This is a genomic window from Cupriavidus sp. 05L411, from assembly GCF_056398045.1.
Genome location: NZ_JBFTOQ010000009.1, coordinates 154,005 through 173,192, shown reverse-complemented (window position 1 = coordinate 173,192; position 19,188 = coordinate 154,005). Strand labels below are relative to the sequence as shown.

Sequence of the window (19,188 nt, the reverse complement as noted above, 5' to 3'; positions counted from 1 at the left end):
TTCACGACAACGCGCAACGGGCAGGGCACGTTGCGCGTTGGTTGCGAGGCGGCGTTTCACAACGTCCCGCCGCACGCAGAAACGGGTACGCTCATGGAGATTTCCGTAGCGTCCCCGGATATCAGGAGGCGGGCATGGAGCCCTGGCCCGCCTGCTGCTCTGCCGTGCCGGGCCGGGCCGGGCGCGACTCCAGCGCCAGCGCTTCGGGCTGCGCGGCCGGCAGCGGCAGCCCCAGGTACGGGCTTATTGCGGCGAAGTCCGCGCGGTTGCTGCGCCGGGGCGTGACGCCATTGAGCATGCCGCCAGCAAGCCGCGCCCCGGCGCGAGCCAGGCGCTTTAGCGTCTCATCCACTTGCGCGGCAGGCGTGACATCAGCACGCACCACCAACAGCGTCGAGCCGGCCAGGTTGGCAACCAGGGTGGCATCGGCCACGGCCAGCACCGGCGGCGTGTCGATGATGATCAGGTCGAAACGGGCCTTGCAGGCCTGCAGCGTCTCGGCCAGCGCTGGCATCATCAGCAACTCGGAGGGATTGGGCGGCATGGATCCGGCGGTGATCACCGAGAGCCCCGACACCACGGTGGGCCGCACCACGGCCACGAGTTCGGCCTGGCCCGCGAGCAGTTCGGCCAGCCCCGGCTCGGCGGCCTGGTCGAACCAGTTGGCGATCTTGCCGCGGCGCAGGTCGGCGTCGATCAGCAGCACGCGTTGGCCGGCCTCGGCGAACAGCACAGCCAGGTTGACGGAAGCAAAGGTCTTGCCGGTGCCGGGCGCCGGGCTGGTCACGGCCAGCACCGCATCGGGCGCATTGCGCACGGCGAAATGCAGGGCCGCGCGCACGCTGCGCAGGCCCTCCACCGCGAGCGCGTGCGGCGAGCGCCGTGCCAGCAGGAAGCGGTCATGCAGCCCGCACCGCAGCAGCCGCTCGGCCTCGCCGGTGGAGAACCCGCCGGGTTCGGCCAATGCGCTGCCAGGCGCCGGCGCGTACAGGCGCGGGCTGGGCCGGGCGGCGAAGCCCATCATCATGCCCAGCCGGCGATGCACCTCGGACTGGTGCTCAAGCTCGGTCTGCTCGCTGCTGAACGCGATCTCGCCGAGCATGGGCATGCCCAGCCGCGCCTCGGCATCGGCGGCATCCGCCACCGAGGGCCTGTAGCGCTGCCGCGCGGCCACGCCGGCCAGCCCGAGACACAGCCCGAGCAGCGCGCCGCCGCCGGTCAGCGGCCACGGGCCAACTCCGTCTGGCCGGGCGGGCGGAAGCGCCGCATCGACAATGCGCATGTTGTTGGAGCGATCCGACTGCACCAGCGAGAGCTGCTGCACCCGGTTGCGCAACGTCATGTACATGTCCTCGGCCACCTTCACGTCGCGCGTGAGCGCCACGGACTCGCGCTCCGTCTCCGACAGGTTCTGCATGCGCGAATCCATGTCGCGGCGTACCTTGCTGAGCTCCTGGATCTGGGTGTCGACCGTGCGCACTTCATTGCTGTCGGTGGTAAAGCGTTGCAGCAGGCGGGTACGCTCCAGCCGCAACGCGGCGATCTGGCGCTGGTAGTCCATGCTGCCGTTCAGGTATGACTGTGCGTCCTGGGTCGGCGCCATGGTGCCGCTACGGGTGCGGTAGCGTGTGAGCGCGGCCTCCGCGCGCTCCAGCTCGCCCTGCACGCGCGGCAGCTCGCCGGTGACGAAGGCAAGGCTGCCGGCCGCGTCGTCGCGGCGCTGGGTGGTCTGGCTGTCGATATACGCTTGCGCCACGCCATTGACCAGCGCGGCGGCCAGCTTGCGGTCGGGGTAGCGCCAGGAGATGCGCACTGTGCCGGCGTCGCGCGTGTGTTCGTCCACCACCAGCTCGCGCGAGATGGCGTCCACGGTGGAAAGCGGATCATGGCGGATCAGTACGAAGCGCGTGCCAGGCTGGGCATCGAGCTTGGCCACCTGCAGCTCCACATCGTTGCCCGCGGCCGGCTCGCCCGCCACGCCCTCAAACAGCAACGCGTTGCCGGCATACAGGCGATAGTGGCCCTGCGGCTGGACCTCCAGCATCAGCGGCACGTTAAGCAGGCGCTCGGGCACCGCCAGGCTGTCGATCTGGATGCGCTCGCCGCCCCAGGCATAGCCCAGGCTTTCCGGCCAAGGCGCCACGGCCTGCCCGGGCTCGGCAAAACGCGCCACCAGCGCACCCACCAGCGGCGCGCGCAACGGCACCGCCGAGACGTCCAGGTGCAGCCGTTCCACCACGGGCCCGACCACCGCGCGGCTGGTCAGCATGCCAGCGTCGAACGGGGCAGCGGGGCCGGCCTGCGCCCCGCCGCGCGCACCGGCATTCTGGCCTGCGTCGCGTGGCTCCACCTGCACCAGCGCCTCGACGCGATAGTGCTGCGGCATGGACAACGCGACCAGCGCACCGATGGCGCCACCGGCGAGCGTCAGCGCAACGATCCAGCCAAGGTGATCGACAAGTGCGCGCGAGCCGCGCGCTCGCGGCTGCGCCGGCTCATTTGCAGCCGGCGACGCACCGGCGAAGGACAACCTGTTCACGGCAATCTCCCTGACCCAACCCCGCTCCCGCCTCAAGCACTGGCAAGCGCCGGCAGCAAACGATCGAACTCGCGCTTGACGAGCTTGTAGCATTCACAGGAATGCGCCTCCAGCCCATGCCGGTCGAGCACCGTGATGTGCCCGCGGCTATGCTGGATCAGGCCCAAGTCCTCCAGCTTGCCGGCGGCTTCCGTCACCCCTTCGCGGCGCACGCCCAACATGTTGGCGATAACCTGCTGGGTGATCACCAGCTCGTTGGACGCCATGCGATCGAGGGCCAGCAGCAGCCAGCGGCAAAGCTGCTTGTTGAGCGAATGGTGACGATTGCACACGGCGGTCTGCGCGATCTGGGTGAGCACGGCCTGCACATAGAGCAAGGTGACGCGCTGGATGGCCGGAGAATTCGTGAATTCCTGCTTGAGCGTGGCGGCCGAGAGGCGGTAGGCAAAGCCCGGCGTGCGTACCTCGACGCGGCAGGGCATGGTGTCGCCGCCGGTCAGCACCGGGATGCCGACGAGGCCTTCATTGCCGATGGCAGCGATCTCGACGGTAGCGCCATCCTCCAGCAGCGACAGCATCGAGACGATGGCCGTCGTGGGGAAATAGACATGATGGATGCGCTGGCCGGAATCAGTGAGCAACTGTCCGGCGCGCATGCGTACCAGCTCAAGATTCGACGACAGTGATTCCCAATCCTTGCGCGGCAGGGCACCAAGCACATGATTGACGTGCAGATCCGAACGCTGACTGATCATTACTCTCTCCCCGTGACCAGCCGTACGAGCACCTCGGCCGAGGCCGGCCCACCGTGATCCGGAGGACCCGCGCCGACCACCTTTTCTTTGACCCTGGTTCGCACGGCATTTGTGCTTGTATTAAGTGCCATATGTGGCCCTGCCAACAGTAGCCGCACGGCTGAAACCTGATCATCCTTCGGTAGGTGTGAGAGCGCGGCGGGGCCGCTTCGCCGGTGCGCGGCAATGACGCTCAGGCGGCGCTTTGCGCCGCCATCGCCTGGCGTTTTTCCGCCTCTTCAGGCGCCTGGCGCGCTGTAGGCAATCGCGCGGCGCGCATTGAGGGCATGGACTTCCCCCATCGGGATGGGATCTGCCTGCGCAAGGCCTACACCCTGCGCGCCTTCACGGCCTCCACCTTTCGGGCCGTTATCGGGCAAGAGCTTCACGCGCCGCTGGCTGCCGGGCGCGAGATGGAACCAGTCGTGTTCCGCGCGAAAGGCGATATCGTCGATGTGCACCCACCGCGCAAAGCGCCGGGTCGACACCGTGAGCCACCAATCGCCGTCCTCGCGCGCCACGCCGACCGTCAGCTCCGGCGGCTCGAGCGCGGCCGCGCTGCGCTCGGGCAGGTAGCAGGCCTGGCTCAGCAGGGCGCCGCCGCAGGGATCGACCAGCGCGGCGCGCACCACGTCATGCAGTCGCGGCCCGAAGCGATAGGCGTATGTGAAATCGAAAAAGGCCCCTGCCAGCGCGGCGCCGCTGATGCGCCGCGTGGAGCGCGGGGCCAGGCACACATCGCGCGCGACATCGAGCAACGCGGTCTCGCCGTCGCGCCAGCATTGCAGTTGCAGGCGCACATTGCGCGGCGTGGCGCTCTCATTGATCAGGTGCAGGTGAATGCCATTGAGGCCTTCGTCAGTGATCAGCACCTGTAGCGGCTGCCACACCTGGCGCAAGGCATGCCAGGCCGACTTGGGCCGGGCCAGCGCATCGACAATGCCCCAGCCCGCCCCGGGCAGCAGGTCCTGCAACTGCCACACCAGGCCGCCCGAGCAGGTCGAGCCCGCTCGCCGCCATTCGCTGAAAACGTCTGTCATCAGCTCCGCCACCACGGCGCGGGACAACGCCAGGTAGCGTGCCGTGTCCTCGTAGCGCAGGCGCGGCGGGTCCACCTTGAACAATTCGCGCAAATAGAAGTCGCGCACATCTTCGAAGTCCCAGCCGCTGCCGGCATCGCGCGGCACACGGGCCTTCCAGCGCGGATCATGCACGGGTGGCACCGCGAGCGCGTCCGCCATGGTACGCACGCATGGCACGTTGGAAAACGCCAGGCACTCCGAGGCAAACCGCACATTGGCGCGGCGCGCGTCGTCAAGCGGGCGCTGGTAGGCGCCCACGCCGTAGTAGTGCGTCACGCCACTGTCGGCCTGGAAGGGCCACGCACCGCCGCACGGCGAGTTGCGCACATACACCGCGTCGGGATGCCAGGCCGCAATGCACGCCGGAATGATCTCGTCGAACAAGGGCTGGCGCCAGGTGGCCGCGGGCGTGCCCATCATCGCGGCCTGCTGCTCGACTTCGCTGCCGCCGCACAGCACCGCCACGCTGGGATGGTGGAGATGCGCCGCCAGCCACTCGCTGACCTCGCGCGTGGCCTGCGCCATCAGCGGGCGCGCGGCCTCGGCGCTGGCCGCGTAATCGAAGTTCGCAAACATGAAATCCTGCCAGACCAGCAGGCCGAGCGCATCGCACGCGTCGAAGAAGGCCTCCCCCTGGTAGCAGGTGACGCCGCTCACGCGCACCATGTTCATGCCCGCGCCGTGCGCCAGCGCGAGCCACTTCTGTATCTCGTCGGGCGCATCGGCGTGGCTGGCAAGGTCGTGGCTGGTCCAGCAAGCCCCGCGGCAAAAGATACGCTCGCCGTTGACGCGCAGCGCAAACCCCTGGGCGTCCTCTTCGCGGTCCGCCAGGCCGTCGGTGCTGCCCTGAACGGTTCGGTCGAGCTCGATGCGGCGAAAGCCGACCTGCCCGCACGTGATGCGCTCTTCGCCCAGCCGCAGATGCACCGCATAGCGCTCGGGCGCGCCATGCGTGTGCGGCCACCACAAGCGCGGCTCGGGCACGGACAGCTCGCCCTCGTAGACGATGCCGCCGGTGCCGGCGTCCACTGCCTTCATGGGTGCCTCACGGCCATCGGCGCACAGCATGATCGTCATCGCTGGCGGCAGCGGTGCCACGTCACGCAGGCGCAGCCGGATGACGCCACCCTGCGCCGCATCGGCGGCCAGGCTTGCCTGCAGGTCCAGGCGCGCCGTCAGCAACGGGCTCGCGTCGGTGGCAAGAGGCAGCAGGTCGATGCCGCGCCAGGGCCCGATCGTGTGCACGTTCGGGCACCAGCCGGGCATGTGGCCGAGCAGCGTGGTGCGGACCAGGCGCAACGTCGGCGGCGTGATCATGCGCGGCTTCCAGCGCACCGGCCCGCGCTGCGTGCGCAGCCAGCGGTGCAGCGAGCGAAAGCACAGGCAGAGCACATGCTCGCCATCGAGATGGAGCTCGGCCTCGAACGCCGTAAACATGTTCTGCGCGTCGAGCACGCGCACCTCATCCAGCCAGACCTCGGCCACGGTAGCCAGGCCGTGCAGGCGCAGGCGATACGCGCCCGCGCCGGACACCGTCACGCGGTACCAGTAGTCGTGATCGTGCAGCGGCCGCGGTGCCGCCGCCTGCCATTGCCCAGCAGCCTGGAGCGCCTGCGCCACGGTCCCGGGCACCTGGGCCGCCATCCACGGGCCGCGCCCGGCCAGCGCCGCGGGCGATGCCACGGCGCCGGCGGGCGTCTCCAGCAAGGCCCAGTCGCCGGCGAGCGGTTGCCGGTGCACAGGCCGCCCGGGGACAGGTGCCAAACCAAGCGGCGCATGCATGGCGGGCGGCCCTCAGTACTCGGCTTCGCCCACGTAGCCTGCCAGCGCCGGCACCGCCGCCTCGTAAGAGGCCTCGAGCTGGTCCAGGCAATCCTGGCAACGATCCACGCGGCGGCTGATGATGGAGCGCACCAGGCGGAACTGCATCACCATGGCCTCGGACGCGAGCTTCTGGCACGCGCCCGCTATGCTCTCAGGCATCGGCTGGCCATGCTGCGCCAGCCAGCGCAGGTACTGCCCGAGCAGCTCGAAGTTGGCGCCGAGCTGGCGCAGCACGCTAAAGGCGTAGGGATGGAAGGTTTGCTCGCCACCGGCCATCAGCGCTTCCTGATGCGCGGGAAACGCCGTGCGGAAGGCCGTGATGGGATTCTGACGCGGACGGCGCGCCAGGTGCTTGCGCAAGAGCGCCAGCGAGGCGCGCACCAGCATCGTTCCTTCCAGCGCGGGAAACCGGCGGCGCGCCACCTCCGCGTACGGGAACAGCAGGTTCACGTCGTCCGCCAGCGCGGGCAGGCGGCGGAACAACCCGGCGTAGTCCTCGCCGGTGGCCACGTGATAGCCCTCGTTATGGTAGTAACCCACGGACTGCGCCTCGGGCATCATCACGTCGATGCCGATGGTGGTCTTGGTATGCTCGCGCCGGTACGACGTAGCCCGGTTGTCCGGCAGGTAAAAGCCATCCACCTCGAGCAGTACCACGTGGCCGCGGCAGGTCTGCCCGGCGACGCGGTCTTCCATCGACTCATACAGCGACAGCTCCTGCACCACCACGCCGTAGAGACGTTCGAGATCGTCCGGCGGGTATTTGAAGAAGGTGAACTGATCGCCCTCGAAATCCTGCGACACGGTGAACCCGAGCGCCGCAACCGGGTCCAGCTCCCAGCCGTGCAGCAGTTCGATCCACAAGTCCACATAGCAGTTGGTCTGCGGCCAGACGGGATTGCCATTGTGCAAGGCGTGCGACACGTGCATGCCGCGCTCCAGGGTTCGCGGGTCAACGAGCATTACAGCCCTCCCAGGGTGGCGCGTACGTCCTTGGGCCACAACGACAGGTCGAAGCCGTGGTGGCGCAGCAGCGCCAGCGTCAGGCGCTCGATGCCAAATCCCACGCAGCCGGTATGTGCCGGCTCGCCGTCGGCGGTGCGCAGCGTCCACACCTGGCCGAAGTGGTCCATGTGGTAGTTGAAGCTCATGCACGCCGTGGGCGGGGCGCCCTCGTTGATCGGGATGAGCAACTCGAACTTGAGCTTCAGCTCGCGCTGGCTGTCCGCCACGATCTTGCCGCCACGCCCGAAGAACGGGTCATTGGCCACCTCCACCTCGTGCGGCAGCTCGAGCATGGTGGCCAACTGCTGGCCGCGCTCCATCCACAACTGGCGAAAGGCGATGATCTGTCCGGCATCGCCCAGGCGCACATACTCGCGCTGGCGGAACATCTGCATGCGCGCCGGATCGATCGAAGGCTCGTGGCGGAAGCAATACGACAGCACATCCACCACCAGCCCCTGCGGCGGCATCGGGCCGCGCCGCGCCACCGCCGGATAGATCGGGTAGCACGCGGCCGGCGTGAGCACCACGCGGGTCGGCCGCTGCTCGTCGGCCCATTCCTCGCCCGCCTCCATCCGCGCAAGCAGGCGATGATGGTCGCGATCGCTGCCGCAGAAGCTGTGCACGGTGCCGGCTAGCTGCGGAAAGCTCTTCAGGTAGTCGCTAGCCTCGAAATCCTGGCGCGACATGGCGGGCGGAAAGCGCATCACTTCAGCACGCTGGTCGGCGCCGAGCGCGGTGACGGCCACGTTCAGGCCGTCCGCAATGGCCTCGAACACCGCGCTGCGGCCATAGACGCCATCGACCCCACTCGGGATCAGCAGGCCCGCCTCGATCAATGCTTGCTGGTAGCGCCGCTGGCCTGCCTGCGGATCGCTGTACGAAGGCGTAGCGGCCGACGCGCCGGCGGCGTCCGCGGGCGCGGAATTGGCGCGATCTTCCACGCTGACGTTGGCATCCATGTCGTGCTCCTTAGCTGGAACGCTCGGCCAGCAGCAAGCTAGCGGTATTGGTCAGGATCCGGTCGTTGTTGATCATCAGCGGCGCGGACCAGAGATCGCGCAGGTGACGCCCGAGGCTGTAAGGCGTGCCTTGCTTGTAGCCGGCCATGCCGCAGATCATCATCGCCTGCTGCACCACTTCGATCGCCATCGTGCTCACGCTGGTCTTCAGGCCGTTCATTTCCGCGGCGAGCGAGAACAGCGCCGACACCGAGAGCCCCGCGTGACGCTGGCGCTGGTGCTCTAATGCGAGCTCAAGCCGCCCTTCCATCATCTGCACCATGGCCACCGCATCGGCCACCCGCGTGGCCGATGGCGGCAGCGAGCCCGGGCGCGCACGCGCCTGGCCCTGGAAGAAGGCCTTGGCGCGCTGCACGGCATCGCCGGCGATGCCGGTCCACAAGGCGGCCCACAGGATGTGCGACACCGGCGTCATGGTGCCGTCCGCGATCTCGCCGAACGCCACCGGCAGGATCTGCTCGCAGGCGCCGCGCGCCTCCAGGCGAAAGCCGTTGCTGCAGGTACCGCGCATGCCAAGGGTGTCCCACGTGCTGAGGCTCTGCAGCGTGAAATCGTCTTTGAGCAGGCACACCATGACCTGGTCCGAGGGCGAGGCATCGGCATGGCGGCGCGCGGTGGCCAGGATGGCGTCGGACTGCGCGCCGTAGGAAATCGTGGGCGCCATCTTGAGCAGATGGAAGCGGTCGTTCTCGACATTGACGGCGCAGCCGCTGTTGCGCAGGGCGCCGCCGATCGCTTCCTCGGAGGTGGCCGAGGCAAGCAGCAATTGCTCCGAGGCAATGCGTTGAAGCAACTGCTCATGCCAGGGGTTGCCCGTGCCGTGCTCGACGATGCAGGCTACCTGGATCTGGTGCATGGCGTAGACCATGCCGACCGAGGAGCAGGCCGCGCCCAGCACGCGGCAGATGGCCGCGACCGTGTCGAGTGACGCGCCTGCGCCGCCGTGCGCGGCGGGCACCATGGCGCTAAGCAGCCGGTGCTGCCGGATTGCGGCAAACGCATCGTGCGGAAACGCCGCGTCGCGGTCGACCTGATCGGCGTGCTTGGCCGCTTCGAGCGCGGCAAGCTGCGCCGCCGCCATCAGTTCGGCGGCGGTGGTGTGCGCAGCCATCGAGCGTGCCAGGTCCACGCTGGCTAAGGGGGGGCTCATGCTGCCTCCTGTTGCTGTCTTAGCTGCTCGGCCGCCGCTGCCAGCGAGTTGACGCTGCGAAAGAGCTGCCGGGTGAGCATGGCGTCCGGAATCTCGATATTGAATGCGTTCTCGATTGCCAGCATTACATGAACGGTGGCAAGCGATGACAATCCGGCTTCGTAAAGATCGGCTTGGTCGTCGAGCGCATCTACCGACACGTCGAGCCGCGCCACATCGGCAAGGATTTGTCGAATGGTTGCCTTCATTTCTGGTTCTCCTCGGTGAGGATGGTCGGGTTTCATCATTGGGCCGCAGCTACTGGCCGGCTTCGGTGCGCTGGCCCACCAACTTCGCATGTGGTTTGGCGGCGCGGGTGCACTGGGGGCGAAGGACTCAGAACGCCTCGCGTCCCGTCCAGCCATACAGCGCCGTGCGCAAGATAATGTGCAGGTCCAGTCCGAAGGACCAGTTGCGGATGTAGAAGATGTCGCACTCGATGCGCTGGCGCATCTTCTCTACCGTGTCGGTCTGGCCGCGAAAGCCGTTGATCTGCGCCCAGCCGGTGATGCCGGGCTTGACCCGGTGGCGCAGCATGTAGCGATCGATAACTTCCTTGTAGATCTCGTTGTGCTCGATGGCGTGCGGGCGCGGGCCCACCACCGACATCTCGCCACGCAGCACGTTGATGAATTGCGGCAGCTCGTCCAGGCTGGTGCGGCGCAAGAAGGCACCGATGCGCGTGACGCGGGCATCGCCGCGCACGGCCTGGGTCACGCTGCCCGCATCCTGGTGCTGCACCATCGTGCGGAACTTGTAGACGTGGAAGGGCCGGCCATCCATGCCCAGGCGAGTCTGGCGGAACAGGACAGGGCCGGGAGACGAGCGCTTGACCAGCACGGCGATCAGCAGCAGCAGCGGGGACAGCCCGACCAGCGCCGCCAGCGCGAAAGCGCGGTCGAAGCTGCCCTTGAGCAAACCCGTGATGCCCGACTGCGGCGGGCTGTTCAGGTCGATGACCGGCAGGCCGAGGAAGTCGCTGAAGCGATGGCCGAGCAGTTCGACCGCCATGATGTCCGGCACCCAGCGGATGTCGATCAGGTCGTTGCGGAAGTGGGAGACCACGTCATAGAGATCGCGGCACGCAGCCATCGGCAGCGTCAGCCAGATTTCGCGCACGCCGTTGTTGCGCACGAACGTGCAGACCTGCTGCAGCGAATCCAGCCGCGTTACGCCCGCGGGCACCGGTTGCTCGGTGCCTTCGTCGTAGATGCCGGCCACGTCGTAGCCCGCGCCGCGATTGTTCCGTACGCGCTGGTACATCTCGTGGCCGAGCGATCCGTAGCCCAGGATCACCACGCGCTTGGCGTTGATGCCGTGCTCGCGCACGCTGCCCAGCATGCCATAGAGCACCACCCGGGAGGCCAGCAGCATGACGGCCACGCTCAGGACCCAGCCCATCGACCAAAGCCGGGACAGCGCGGCCGACTGGTGCATCAGGTACGCAGTGACCAAGCCCAGCATGCACACCGCGCCCCAGGCCGCGAGCGTGCGCACCGCCAACGCGGCGCGGCTGCGGCCGCGCCAGGAGTTGTACAAGCCACAAGCGGGGAACACCAGCAGGGTGCTGACCGAACACAACACGGTGATGAAGCCATGGACCGGGGCAGCGCTACGCAGGCCTTGGGGAAACAGCAATTCGCCAACCACCGCGCCGCAGGCGGCAACGATGGCCGCATCGGCGAAGCGATACAGAATTTGCAGGGCGGCCTGCCTCTCGGCAACGAATGCGCGGACCGTCGACATGATTTGCCTCCATCCGGCGAGCCGGACTTGGTATGCAGATCATGGTTGCGCCGCGGCAGTGGTACCGTCTGTTTGCTTGCGCACATACGCGCTCGGGACGCGTGCTGGCGGGCCGGGCCTCCCGGCTCAGCGCGGCGAAGCGGGGGGCAGGCAGGCCAGCACCGCGGATCCCTCGCGCTGGCTGGCCCATTCGCGCCATTGCCCGCGCTGGAACGGCTTGTCGCGCCCGGCCAGCCGGGCGGCAAGGATTTCGAGCCAGTGATGCGTGGGCGCGGCGACACCAACCGCCGGCACGCCCAGCATCAGGACGACCACCAGCACGGCTGCCAGAGCCGGTGCGGAGCGGGCCGGCCGCCGGCCCCAGAAGATGAAGCTCAAGCTGACGGCAAATCCGAGCGCAAGCCCGCTCAGCACTTCCGAGCCTGAATGCGCCTGCAGCTTCAGCCGCGAGACGCCCACCAGCAACGCCAGCAGCAGGCCGATCCCGCCGGCGCCAACGGCTAGACGAGGATGGCGCGCCGACACGATCAGGTAGAGCAGCACCGGCAATACCGACGCCGACATCATGCTATGCCCGGAAAATCCCGTGAAGTTAAGCGCCGCGCAGCCAATGCCCCAGCCCATGAAGGCCAGCTTGGAGGCCAGCACCAGCGCGGCGGTCACACCGAAACTCAACACCCACCGGCGTGCGCTGGCAACGGCGCCGGCATGGAACAGCCATGCGGCGATCAACACGGCGCAGGGCAGCAGCAGCGAGGTTTCGCCGAAGCGGGAGATGAGGTGCCAGGGAATCATGATGGCTGTTGGAGGGTCGAGCACGCGAGCAAAGTAACACAGTTGCGTAACCGGCATGCCCGCCGCACGGGCTTTCGGGTCGGCCTCAACCCAGCCAGAAGCATGAGGCGGCCACGGTGCCACCCGCGGGCCATGCGGCGCAGCGAAGCATGCGCTGGGCTGGCGGGCTTCCCTGGGAACGGCCGGGCCAGACCTTCAGCCATGTGGCAGATGCATCTTCTGGTCGATACAGCTACCGCCGGTGTTTGGCTATCGTCGGAGAGTGGCCCGCCGAGCGGAATCGAGCTGGCCACTTTAGAGTCCGCATGGTCCCCCGGTCGGCGGACTCTTTTTTTGCGCGGCGCCTTTGGATTTCGGCAATTTCGCGGACAGCCACCGCCGGCAGAAAAAGAAACAGGCCACGGTGTGCCGCCTCTGCCGGCCGGCTCAACCGTGGCCATCAAGATCCGGCGCAGCATGCGCTGCGACCGAAACACGCGTGCGCGCATCCATGCTGGCATGCGCACCGGAAAAGCTCCGGTCCCCCGAACACGCGCTCGTCGTCGCCCCCTCTTGCCTTACTCTCGTTGTCTTGCGGCGGATGAACAGCCGATTGCATCCCGCGCTGCTACCGGGGTGCCCTGGCTGGCGGCCGCGGCCTAGCCGGCCGCCGGCTCATGCACGCGCTCCAGCGCCGGTTCGCTCGCCACCACCACGCAGTACTCGTGGCGCGCGAGCAGTCCGGCCCATACGGATGCCATCTGCCTGCGTGCTTCCTGCTCACCGGCAAAGGTAGCTGCCGCGATCGCGGCGGCCTCGCAGGCGTAGCGCCTGCCATGCAACTCTCCGCGGTACAGCAGCGGTTCATCGCGCCCGGTAGTCAACCTGATTTCGTAGCAGCACGCCCACTTGCCCCGGCCCTCCGGCACGGCAAAGCCGCGCACGACCAGGATATCCAGCCCGTTTTCCATACGACCCCCTGTGCATCGCGCGGCGGCCGGCTTGACATTGAACGTCCCGGCTTCGCTATCCGCGCACTTTCAGCATAGGCAGCCGCGCCGGCGCGCGCATCATCCCCTTGCCGTAGACCCACCTGAACCGATGGGGGAGGACGGTGGCATGGCAAAAGCCCGGCGCGGAAAACACTGGCCCCCGGCATGCACCAGCGCCACCGCAGCCCGAGTTTGCTCGGGCGAGGCTGGCACCGGCAGGCAACCACTAGCGCCAAGGCCAGCGGCGTAGCGTGCGAACTCGGGGTCGGGAGTCTCGCACATGACCAGCCAGCGCCGGGGCCCCAGGCGGGAGTGCAGAGCATCGAGCAGGCGGAAGGAATCGGTATCGGTGCCGCTGCAGTCAAGCAGCGCGAAATCGATGGGACCCGGGGGTAATTCGGCCGGGGTCGCCTCCAGCAGCCATTCGGGGGTCTGCGATAGCACGGGGGCGAGCGCGGCAAGCTCGCGCAGGTGCCGCAGCACACCCCGTCGCAGCATCATGTTGTGGGCAAGCAGGAGCGTTGTCATCGGCTGTGGGTGACAGCGGGTTGCGTTGGTTGCGCGGGTTGCGCTAAGCCAGCGAGTGCCAGGCCCGGCTTCCCGCGAGAGCCACTTGTTTGTTGATCAGGGTAGCAAGTAGGGCACTACGCCGCCTCGTGCATTCGGATGAGGCGGCGTGTTGCAGAGGATGGAGTCGCCGGTGCTCTGGGCCGTCGGGCGCCACAGCGCGCGCCCGGCGGGACTAACAATCAGGCCGCCTGGCAGACACCGGCCAGCTCCACCGGCGACGGCCCCACACCGCGAATCGGCACGGCAGCGGTTGCCGGGCCCGGCCAGCTCAGCTTCGCGCCACGCTGCAGCGCTACGTAAACCGCCTCGCCCTTGTTGCGCACGTGCAGCCGCTGGTAAAGGGTGCATGCATGCGTCTTGGCGGTAGCCACCGAGATGTTCAGCAAGCGGCTGACGGTCTTGATCGGATAGCCGCGTGCCAGCAGCGCCAGCACCTCGTACTGGCGCTCGGTAATATTAAGCAGGTGCGATCCGGCCGAAGGCGTTTCCGGCTCGGGGGCGGCGTCGCCCGGCAAGTGCTGTGCCGGATGGGCGGCAGCGCCATGTTCGCCATCGACCTGGATCGGTCCGGCGTGCAAATGCAGTGCGGCCGGCGACGGCCTGGCCGGGATCGAGGGCCACGACACAGGACTCGCGTCAGCGCGCGCTCCCTGGGCCCGGGCGGGAAAACACTCGCCGTCGGCAAGGACAAGGCGGATCGCCGCATCCAGCATGTCGGCGCTGCAGGCTTTGGACAACAGGCCGCGCACGCTGTCGGGCATGGTCGCGCCGTTCTGCGGCGACAGGATCTGCTCGGATAGCACCAGGACCCGCTTCGGCATCAGTGTCTGGCAGGCCTGGTCCAGTTCCTGCCAGCTCAACGCCGGGTCCGCCGACAATCCGTAGATCATCAGGTCGGCATGGCAGAGCCACTCGGCTGGATAAGGCAGTGCGCCTGGATCGATATCGACGAGATCGCCGTGGAGGCCGGCCTGGGTCAACAAATGGCGCAGACCCAGGCGCAGGAGGGGATGAGGCTCGATCAAGAGGATTGTGGCCATGGCCGCTCTCTTTTTTTGTTACGGCATGGCGAGCCCCGCGACAACCCGCACATGCTAACGGAAATGCCCACTATGCTGCGGTTGCATTTCCATACGATCCGTTTCGTCTCCAGGCCGTGGCAACGTACCCGTCCAGGTCCGGCTGCCCGACTGACCATCCCGTGGAGTCGCTTTCGAATCGCCCCGTTTGCGCTTTTTTTACGCTGTAGATGTTTCTTAACTCAGAGTTTAAAAAATCTAACTCTGGGTCTCAGGATATGCACTGGCGGGGGTGAATGCAAGTCAGGGTTACACCCGGCAAAGCATGTCGCGCGATACCAACTGCGCTGGGCGGAGCGGCCGGATCGGGCTGCCCCGGGCGGTTAGCGGAGGCATGCGGGGCATTTTGCCGGTATAATTATCGGCATTGAATTTCACTATGCATTTATACCCGGATGCATTTAGCGATTGATTAAGTGCCTTATGAATCAAGATCTTAGCGACCAAATCGAACGTTGTCATGCAACCCGGTAAGGCCCCTAACCTGAGTCTCACCCGCAGCGAGTTTGCCGCTGTGCGGGCCTACGTGCAGGGCATGCCGGCTGCCATGGTAGCCGGGCGCTATCTCAGTGATGACAGCGACGACGACGACACAGGCGGCGAATCCGCCCTGCGGGTGTTGCTCGGGCTGCGCGACCGCATGGTGCAGTTGGCGCACCTGCATAGCCGGCAGGATCTGGCTGAACTGCTGGAAGGTGGTCCCGGCCGCTCCAACCGGGGCATGGACCGTCGGGTCGAAGCCCTGGCCGAGTTGGAACGGCTCGGTACCGCCAAGCCCCGAGCCGATCATGGCATCGAGCTCTGGTTTTCCCCGGCCCTGGCGAGACGCTTGCGGGCACAAAAGATATCTAATCTGCATATTTTGGCGGATCTTGCCAACCGCCATGGTAATGCGTGGTGGCGCTCGGTACCGCGCATCGGCGCCCTTGCCGGGGCGGCGATCAACCGGTGGCTGGCCGATCATCGCGATGTCGTCCGGGATGAGCGCGGAGAGCCTCTGCTGCGGGAGCACGTTTTCGCGCGGGGCCGCCTGGCCGAAGCCACGCTTGGCCCGCGCTTGCACCAACTGGTGCCGTTAGAGCTGATGCGCGAAGAAGAATCGGGTACGGTGACTACGATCTCGTCAAATAGTGATCTAAAATGCCCTTTCAGAAGCGATCTCGTCGCGGTTCGGGCTTGGCTCGCAGCGAATCAGGCGCAGCAAAGTACCTGGCTAGCCTACCGCAAGGAGGCCGAGCGGCTTTTGCTTTGGACGGCAACGGAGCGACGCAAGCCGCTGGCCATGCTGGATCGGCAGGATCGCGAGGACTATTTCGCGTTCCTTCGTCAACCCACTCCCGTACGCTTGTGGGTTGGGCCGCGAGCACCAAGGGAGTCGGCGGCATGGCGGCCATTCACCGGTCCGCTGTCGGAGAGCAGCGTGCTCCATGCCTCGCGCATCCTGGGCGCGCTGTTTGAATGGCTCCAAGGCCAGGGACATATTGCGGAGCACGTCTGGCAGCCCGAGAGCCAGTCGAAGAGGACGGCGTCGCGCATGGCTGTGCCGGTGGGCGCCGGGAGCACCCTCGAACCCGAATCGCTGGCCAGATTCCTTGACTGGCTAGCTGCCCAGGGCCGGGATCCGGAAGGCATTCGGTATCGCGCCGCCGACGCCGCAGTCCGCTTGTTGCAGGAGCAGCCGATCGGATTTGCAAGCCTGGCGACGTTCACCCGCGACAAGCTTGGCGTACATGAAGAAGTTGGTACGCATGAAGAAGTTGGTACGCCTGGTGCCGAGGATAAGCACCGGGCGAATGAGGGTCTTAGCGAAGCCGCTCGCGGCTCACTGGAGCGTCACTGGCAAGACCGCGGGCTGGATTGGGGCAGCCTGGCCGGCCAGCCGATCGTGCTTGTCGGCCCACCCCGGCTTCCGCCTACCGGTCGTGCCAGGCGTAAGGCTGAGATGTCGCCAGGCTCAGGCTACTCGGTAAGGGGATTGCATGCCTTGCTGAGCCAGGTGATCGAGCGGTATCGGGAGGCCGAGGATGCCGAGTTTGCGGCGCGCTCGCCGCGCGACCTGGCGGGGCGAAGAACCCGGGTGAAGCGCGTTGGGGCGGGCCGCGCGGGAGTCATGGCCCCTGAGGCTTCCGGGGCCAGCACAGCGGATCATGTTCATGTCGTTCCGGCCATGGAGTGACCGGGTGGGGTGGGTGATCGCTGCCCTCCCCCCTCGACTATGATTATGCAAGCTGTCAGCTTGCGGTCTTCTCCAGGCCAAAACGCGCCTTGAGGGTCTCGACCAGCGCTTCGCGCGCACCTCGGTCGTTCATTTGCACGTCCAGCACCACGCGCCCGGAATCCCACTCCTTGATCGTGCCTAGCAACTGCCCAGCGTCGCTGCGGATCTTGTACTGGCGGCTGATCTCCTTGATCTTGCGTGCCTTGCCTTCCTGCGCGTGCTTGCGAATCGCCTCGACCTCACGGCTGGACAAGCCCTCTGCCATGATGCGCGTGGCCAGGTCCCGTGTACGGTCCTCTCCAACGATCTTGCAATAGAGCGTCAGTTCATAGCCGGTGGCAATCCCGATTGCGCTGGGACGCTCGCGCATGACGCCCAGGACCGACTCGGGCAGTCTGAGCAGCGCCAGTGTCTTGTTAACCGTGCCGGCTGACATGCCTGTCAGTTCGCAGATGTCTTCCTCTTTCTGGACCTTGCCTTCGTCCAGCAGTTGCCGCCAGGCAATCGCGTTGTCCAGCGCCGACTGGTCCGACCGTTGCTCATTGAGCAGGAACGACAGCCGGTAGAAATCCAGGTCATTCAGGTTGCTCTCGATGAAGCATTCCATCTCGAGCTTGCCCGCGGAGGCCAGCGCCCGCTTGCGGTAGTGGCCATCGATCAGGATGTAGTGCCCCGGCCGGGCCGGATCCGGCGTCGCCAGGCCCGGTGTCTTCTGACCGTGGGTGGCAATCGAAGCCGCGCGTTCCTGCACCACCACGGGGTCGTAGATGCGGCGGGCATTGAAAGGATTGTCGTGGAGCTGCGCCAGCGGCACCTTCATCAGGATCCGGCCGCCCTCTTCCTCGGGCTCACTTTCAGCGCTGAAAATGGGGCTGGGCTCCCGGCTACGCACCTGGAGCAAGCCGTTGGGGTGTTGCGAAATTGCCGCCTCGGCGCGGGCAAAGCGATCGATCGCGTCCCCTCGTGTTTTTTCTGCCGCCATTCCCGCCAACATGCCTGCCTTGAGGCTTTTCAATTTTGTCGCCATACCTATTGCTCAATCAAAGACAATACTTCGTCGACCATCATGTCGACTTCCTGCACGGACTCGCGCGCGCCGGCCACGCCGTGCACGGTGCATCCAATCGCCTGGCATTCGCGGAACGGCGAGCGCGAGCCGATCATCGATTGCATCAGCGGGATTTCCAGATCGTCCCCCAGAATCTCAATCGCCTGGCGCGCAATGGAAACGCGCCGCTGCACCATGTTTGCCATGACGCGGATACGCAGCGTTTCGTTTTGGACCTGAGCGTGTTGGGCCAGGGTCTTCGCGGCCACCGCCGCCCAAAGGTCGGGTGGTGATGGGACGACCGGGATGATTGCCAGATCGGAAATCAGCAGGGCGCTTGAGGGTGCAGCCGAATGTACCGCCGGGGGGCAATCGACCACGATGTAATCGTAGTCCTGGATGAATTTCCTGACTTCGCGGTGCATTGCACCGCCGGACGGCGCCAGGCCGATCACGGAAGCAGGAAAAGGCCGCTCGTCGCTTGCCTGCGCGGCCCAGCGCGTTGCCGTGCCCTGCTCGTCCATATCGACAAGCATCGATCGCGCGCCGCGCAATCCGAGCGTACCTGCGAGATGCATGCTGACCGTGGTCTTTCCGCACCCGCCCTTTTGGTTGAAGACCGTGATGATTTTAGCTGGCACTACGACCTCTCTTTCAGCGCTGAAAGCGCGATTATCGCTAGCCGCAACTTTAGTCAAAGTGACGTGCTGGCTCAACTGTTTTTTGAATTTATATTATAAATATAATATTAGAGAAAACATTTCGCGTTATGGAATGAAAGATTTCCACTTGAAATGCGGCACGGAATACGCCTAAAGTAGCGATAGTGCGTCTTTCGGCGCACATGACACAACTAGACAAACTGGTTATGATGCCCGCAACAGTCGAGTCAAGTCGTGTCACCTCGTCGGCGTCCGTTCGGTAACTACGAGAACTTAGCGTGCTTGAACGGTTGTTAGCGTTGTTTGCGTTGTGTACAAGAACTTGCTTCGAAAGGAAATTCACATGACAACCGGTACGGTCAAATGGTTCAATGAGACCAAGGGCTTTGGCTTCATTACCCCGGACGACGGCGGTGCGGATCTGTTCGCGCACTTCTCCGAAATCCAGGGTTCGGGCTTCAAGACGCTCAAGGATGGTCAGCGCGTCACGTTTGAAGTAAAGCAGGGCCCGAAGGGCTTGCAGGCATCCGCCATCAAGCCGGCCTGATCTCACGAATCACGGCGAAATCGCAGACTGCGCCTGGCTCCCGGGCTTGACGCGGTAGGCAAAGCAAAAGGCAAGCGTATAACGCTTGCCTTTTGTG

Annotated in this window: 16 protein-coding genes; 2 read left to right on the top strand and 14 right to left on the bottom strand. The window is 66.2% G+C overall.

The window, feature by feature from the left end:
- Positions 1 to 121 precede the first annotated feature (121 nt).
- The 12 genes from AC1DQR_RS13600 to AC1DQR_RS13545 all read right to left on the bottom strand — a co-directional run bounded on the left by AC1DQR_RS13600 (position 122) and on the right by AC1DQR_RS13545 (position 14,577).
- The gene (locus tag AC1DQR_RS13600) at positions 122 to 2,530 is read right to left on the bottom strand and encodes a polysaccharide biosynthesis tyrosine autokinase (protein WP_477133172.1); all 2,409 of its coding nucleotides are present in this window, start codon (positions 2,528 to 2,530) and stop codon (positions 122 to 124) included.
- A gap of 41 nt (positions 2,531 to 2,571) precedes the next feature.
- The gene (locus AC1DQR_RS13595; RefSeq protein WP_416051301.1) at positions 2,572 to 3,294 is read right to left on the bottom strand and encodes a Crp/Fnr family transcriptional regulator; all 723 of its coding nucleotides are present in this window, start codon (positions 3,292 to 3,294) and stop codon (positions 2,572 to 2,574) included.
- A gap of 278 nt (positions 3,295 to 3,572) precedes the next feature.
- Positions 3,573 to 6,155, bottom strand: coding sequence for a glycosyl hydrolase 2 galactose-binding domain-containing protein (locus AC1DQR_RS13590; RefSeq protein WP_477133149.1), 2,583 nt, complete (start codon positions 6,153 to 6,155; stop codon positions 3,573 to 3,575).
- Positions 6,156 to 6,209: 54 nt separating this feature from the next.
- Positions 6,210 to 7,202 carry a DUF1839 family protein gene (locus AC1DQR_RS13585; RefSeq protein ID WP_416051303.1) on the bottom strand — a complete coding sequence of 331 codons (993 nt, stop codon included), beginning with the start codon at positions 7,200 to 7,202 and terminating at the stop codon, positions 6,210 to 6,212.
- Positions 7,202 to 8,206 (bottom strand): amino acid--[acyl-carrier-protein] ligase, encoded by a 1,005-nt coding sequence (locus tag AC1DQR_RS13580; protein WP_477133148.1) that lies wholly within the window; start codon positions 8,204 to 8,206, stop codon positions 7,202 to 7,204. Before AC1DQR_RS13580 ends, AC1DQR_RS13585 begins: the two co-directional genes overlap by 1 nt.
- Before the next feature lie 10 nt (positions 8,207 to 8,216).
- A complete protein-coding gene (locus AC1DQR_RS13575) occupies positions 8,217 to 9,416 on the bottom strand; it encodes an acyl-CoA dehydrogenase family protein (protein ID WP_477133147.1) in 1,200 nt (399 codons plus the stop codon).
- Positions 9,413 to 9,664 (bottom strand): acyl carrier protein, encoded by a 252-nt coding sequence (locus AC1DQR_RS13570; RefSeq protein ID WP_043352647.1) that lies wholly within the window; start codon positions 9,662 to 9,664, stop codon positions 9,413 to 9,415. Before AC1DQR_RS13570 ends, AC1DQR_RS13575 begins: the two co-directional genes overlap by 4 nt.
- Positions 9,665 to 9,791: 127 nt before the next feature.
- Positions 9,792 to 11,201: an undecaprenyl-phosphate glucose phosphotransferase gene (locus AC1DQR_RS13565; RefSeq protein WP_477133146.1), complete on the bottom strand. Its 1,410-nt coding sequence runs from the start codon at positions 11,199 to 11,201 to the stop codon at positions 9,792 to 9,794.
- Between the two features lie 126 nt (positions 11,202 to 11,327).
- Complete coding sequence (locus AC1DQR_RS13560; RefSeq protein WP_477133145.1) at positions 11,328 to 11,996, bottom strand: phosphatase PAP2 family protein; 669 nt, start codon at positions 11,994 to 11,996, stop codon at positions 11,328 to 11,330.
- A 638-nt stretch (positions 11,997 to 12,634) separates the two neighbouring features.
- Positions 12,635 to 12,946, bottom strand: a complete 312-nt coding sequence (locus AC1DQR_RS13555; RefSeq protein ID WP_150989177.1) for a hypothetical protein — start codon at positions 12,944 to 12,946, stop codon at positions 12,635 to 12,637.
- Between the two features lie 99 nt (positions 12,947 to 13,045).
- Positions 13,046 to 13,495, bottom strand: coding sequence for a DNA-binding response regulator (locus AC1DQR_RS13550; protein ID WP_416051308.1), 450 nt, complete (start codon positions 13,493 to 13,495; stop codon positions 13,046 to 13,048).
- A 221-nt stretch (positions 13,496 to 13,716) separates the two neighbouring features.
- Positions 13,717 to 14,577, bottom strand: coding sequence for a helix-turn-helix transcriptional regulator (locus tag AC1DQR_RS13545; protein WP_477133144.1), 861 nt, complete (start codon positions 14,575 to 14,577; stop codon positions 13,717 to 13,719).
- Between the two features lie 499 nt (positions 14,578 to 15,076).
- On the opposite strand from AC1DQR_RS13545, the gene AC1DQR_RS13540 reads away from it, so the two are divergent.
- A complete protein-coding gene (locus tag AC1DQR_RS13540) occupies positions 15,077 to 16,792 on the top strand; it encodes a phage integrase family protein (protein WP_477133143.1) in 1,716 nt (571 codons plus the stop codon).
- A gap of 55 nt (positions 16,793 to 16,847) precedes the next feature.
- Here the strand turns inward: AC1DQR_RS13540 and AC1DQR_RS13535 are convergent, their stop codons facing one another.
- Positions 16,848 to 17,861: a ParB/RepB/Spo0J family partition protein gene (locus tag AC1DQR_RS13535; protein ID WP_416051311.1), complete on the bottom strand. Its 1,014-nt coding sequence runs from the start codon at positions 17,859 to 17,861 to the stop codon at positions 16,848 to 16,850.
- 2 nt (positions 17,862 to 17,863) lie between these two features.
- Positions 17,864 to 18,523: an AAA family ATPase gene (locus tag AC1DQR_RS13530; RefSeq protein WP_043357505.1), complete on the bottom strand. Its 660-nt coding sequence runs from the start codon at positions 18,521 to 18,523 to the stop codon at positions 17,864 to 17,866.
- A gap of 364 nt (positions 18,524 to 18,887) precedes the next feature.
- Here AC1DQR_RS13530 and AC1DQR_RS13525 point away from each other — a divergent pair, with 364 nt between their 5' ends.
- On the top strand, positions 18,888 to 19,091 hold the full coding sequence (locus AC1DQR_RS13525; protein WP_043352637.1) for a cold-shock protein: 204 nt from the start codon (positions 18,888 to 18,890) through the stop codon (positions 19,089 to 19,091).
- The last annotated feature ends 97 nt before the right edge of the window (positions 19,092 to 19,188 follow it).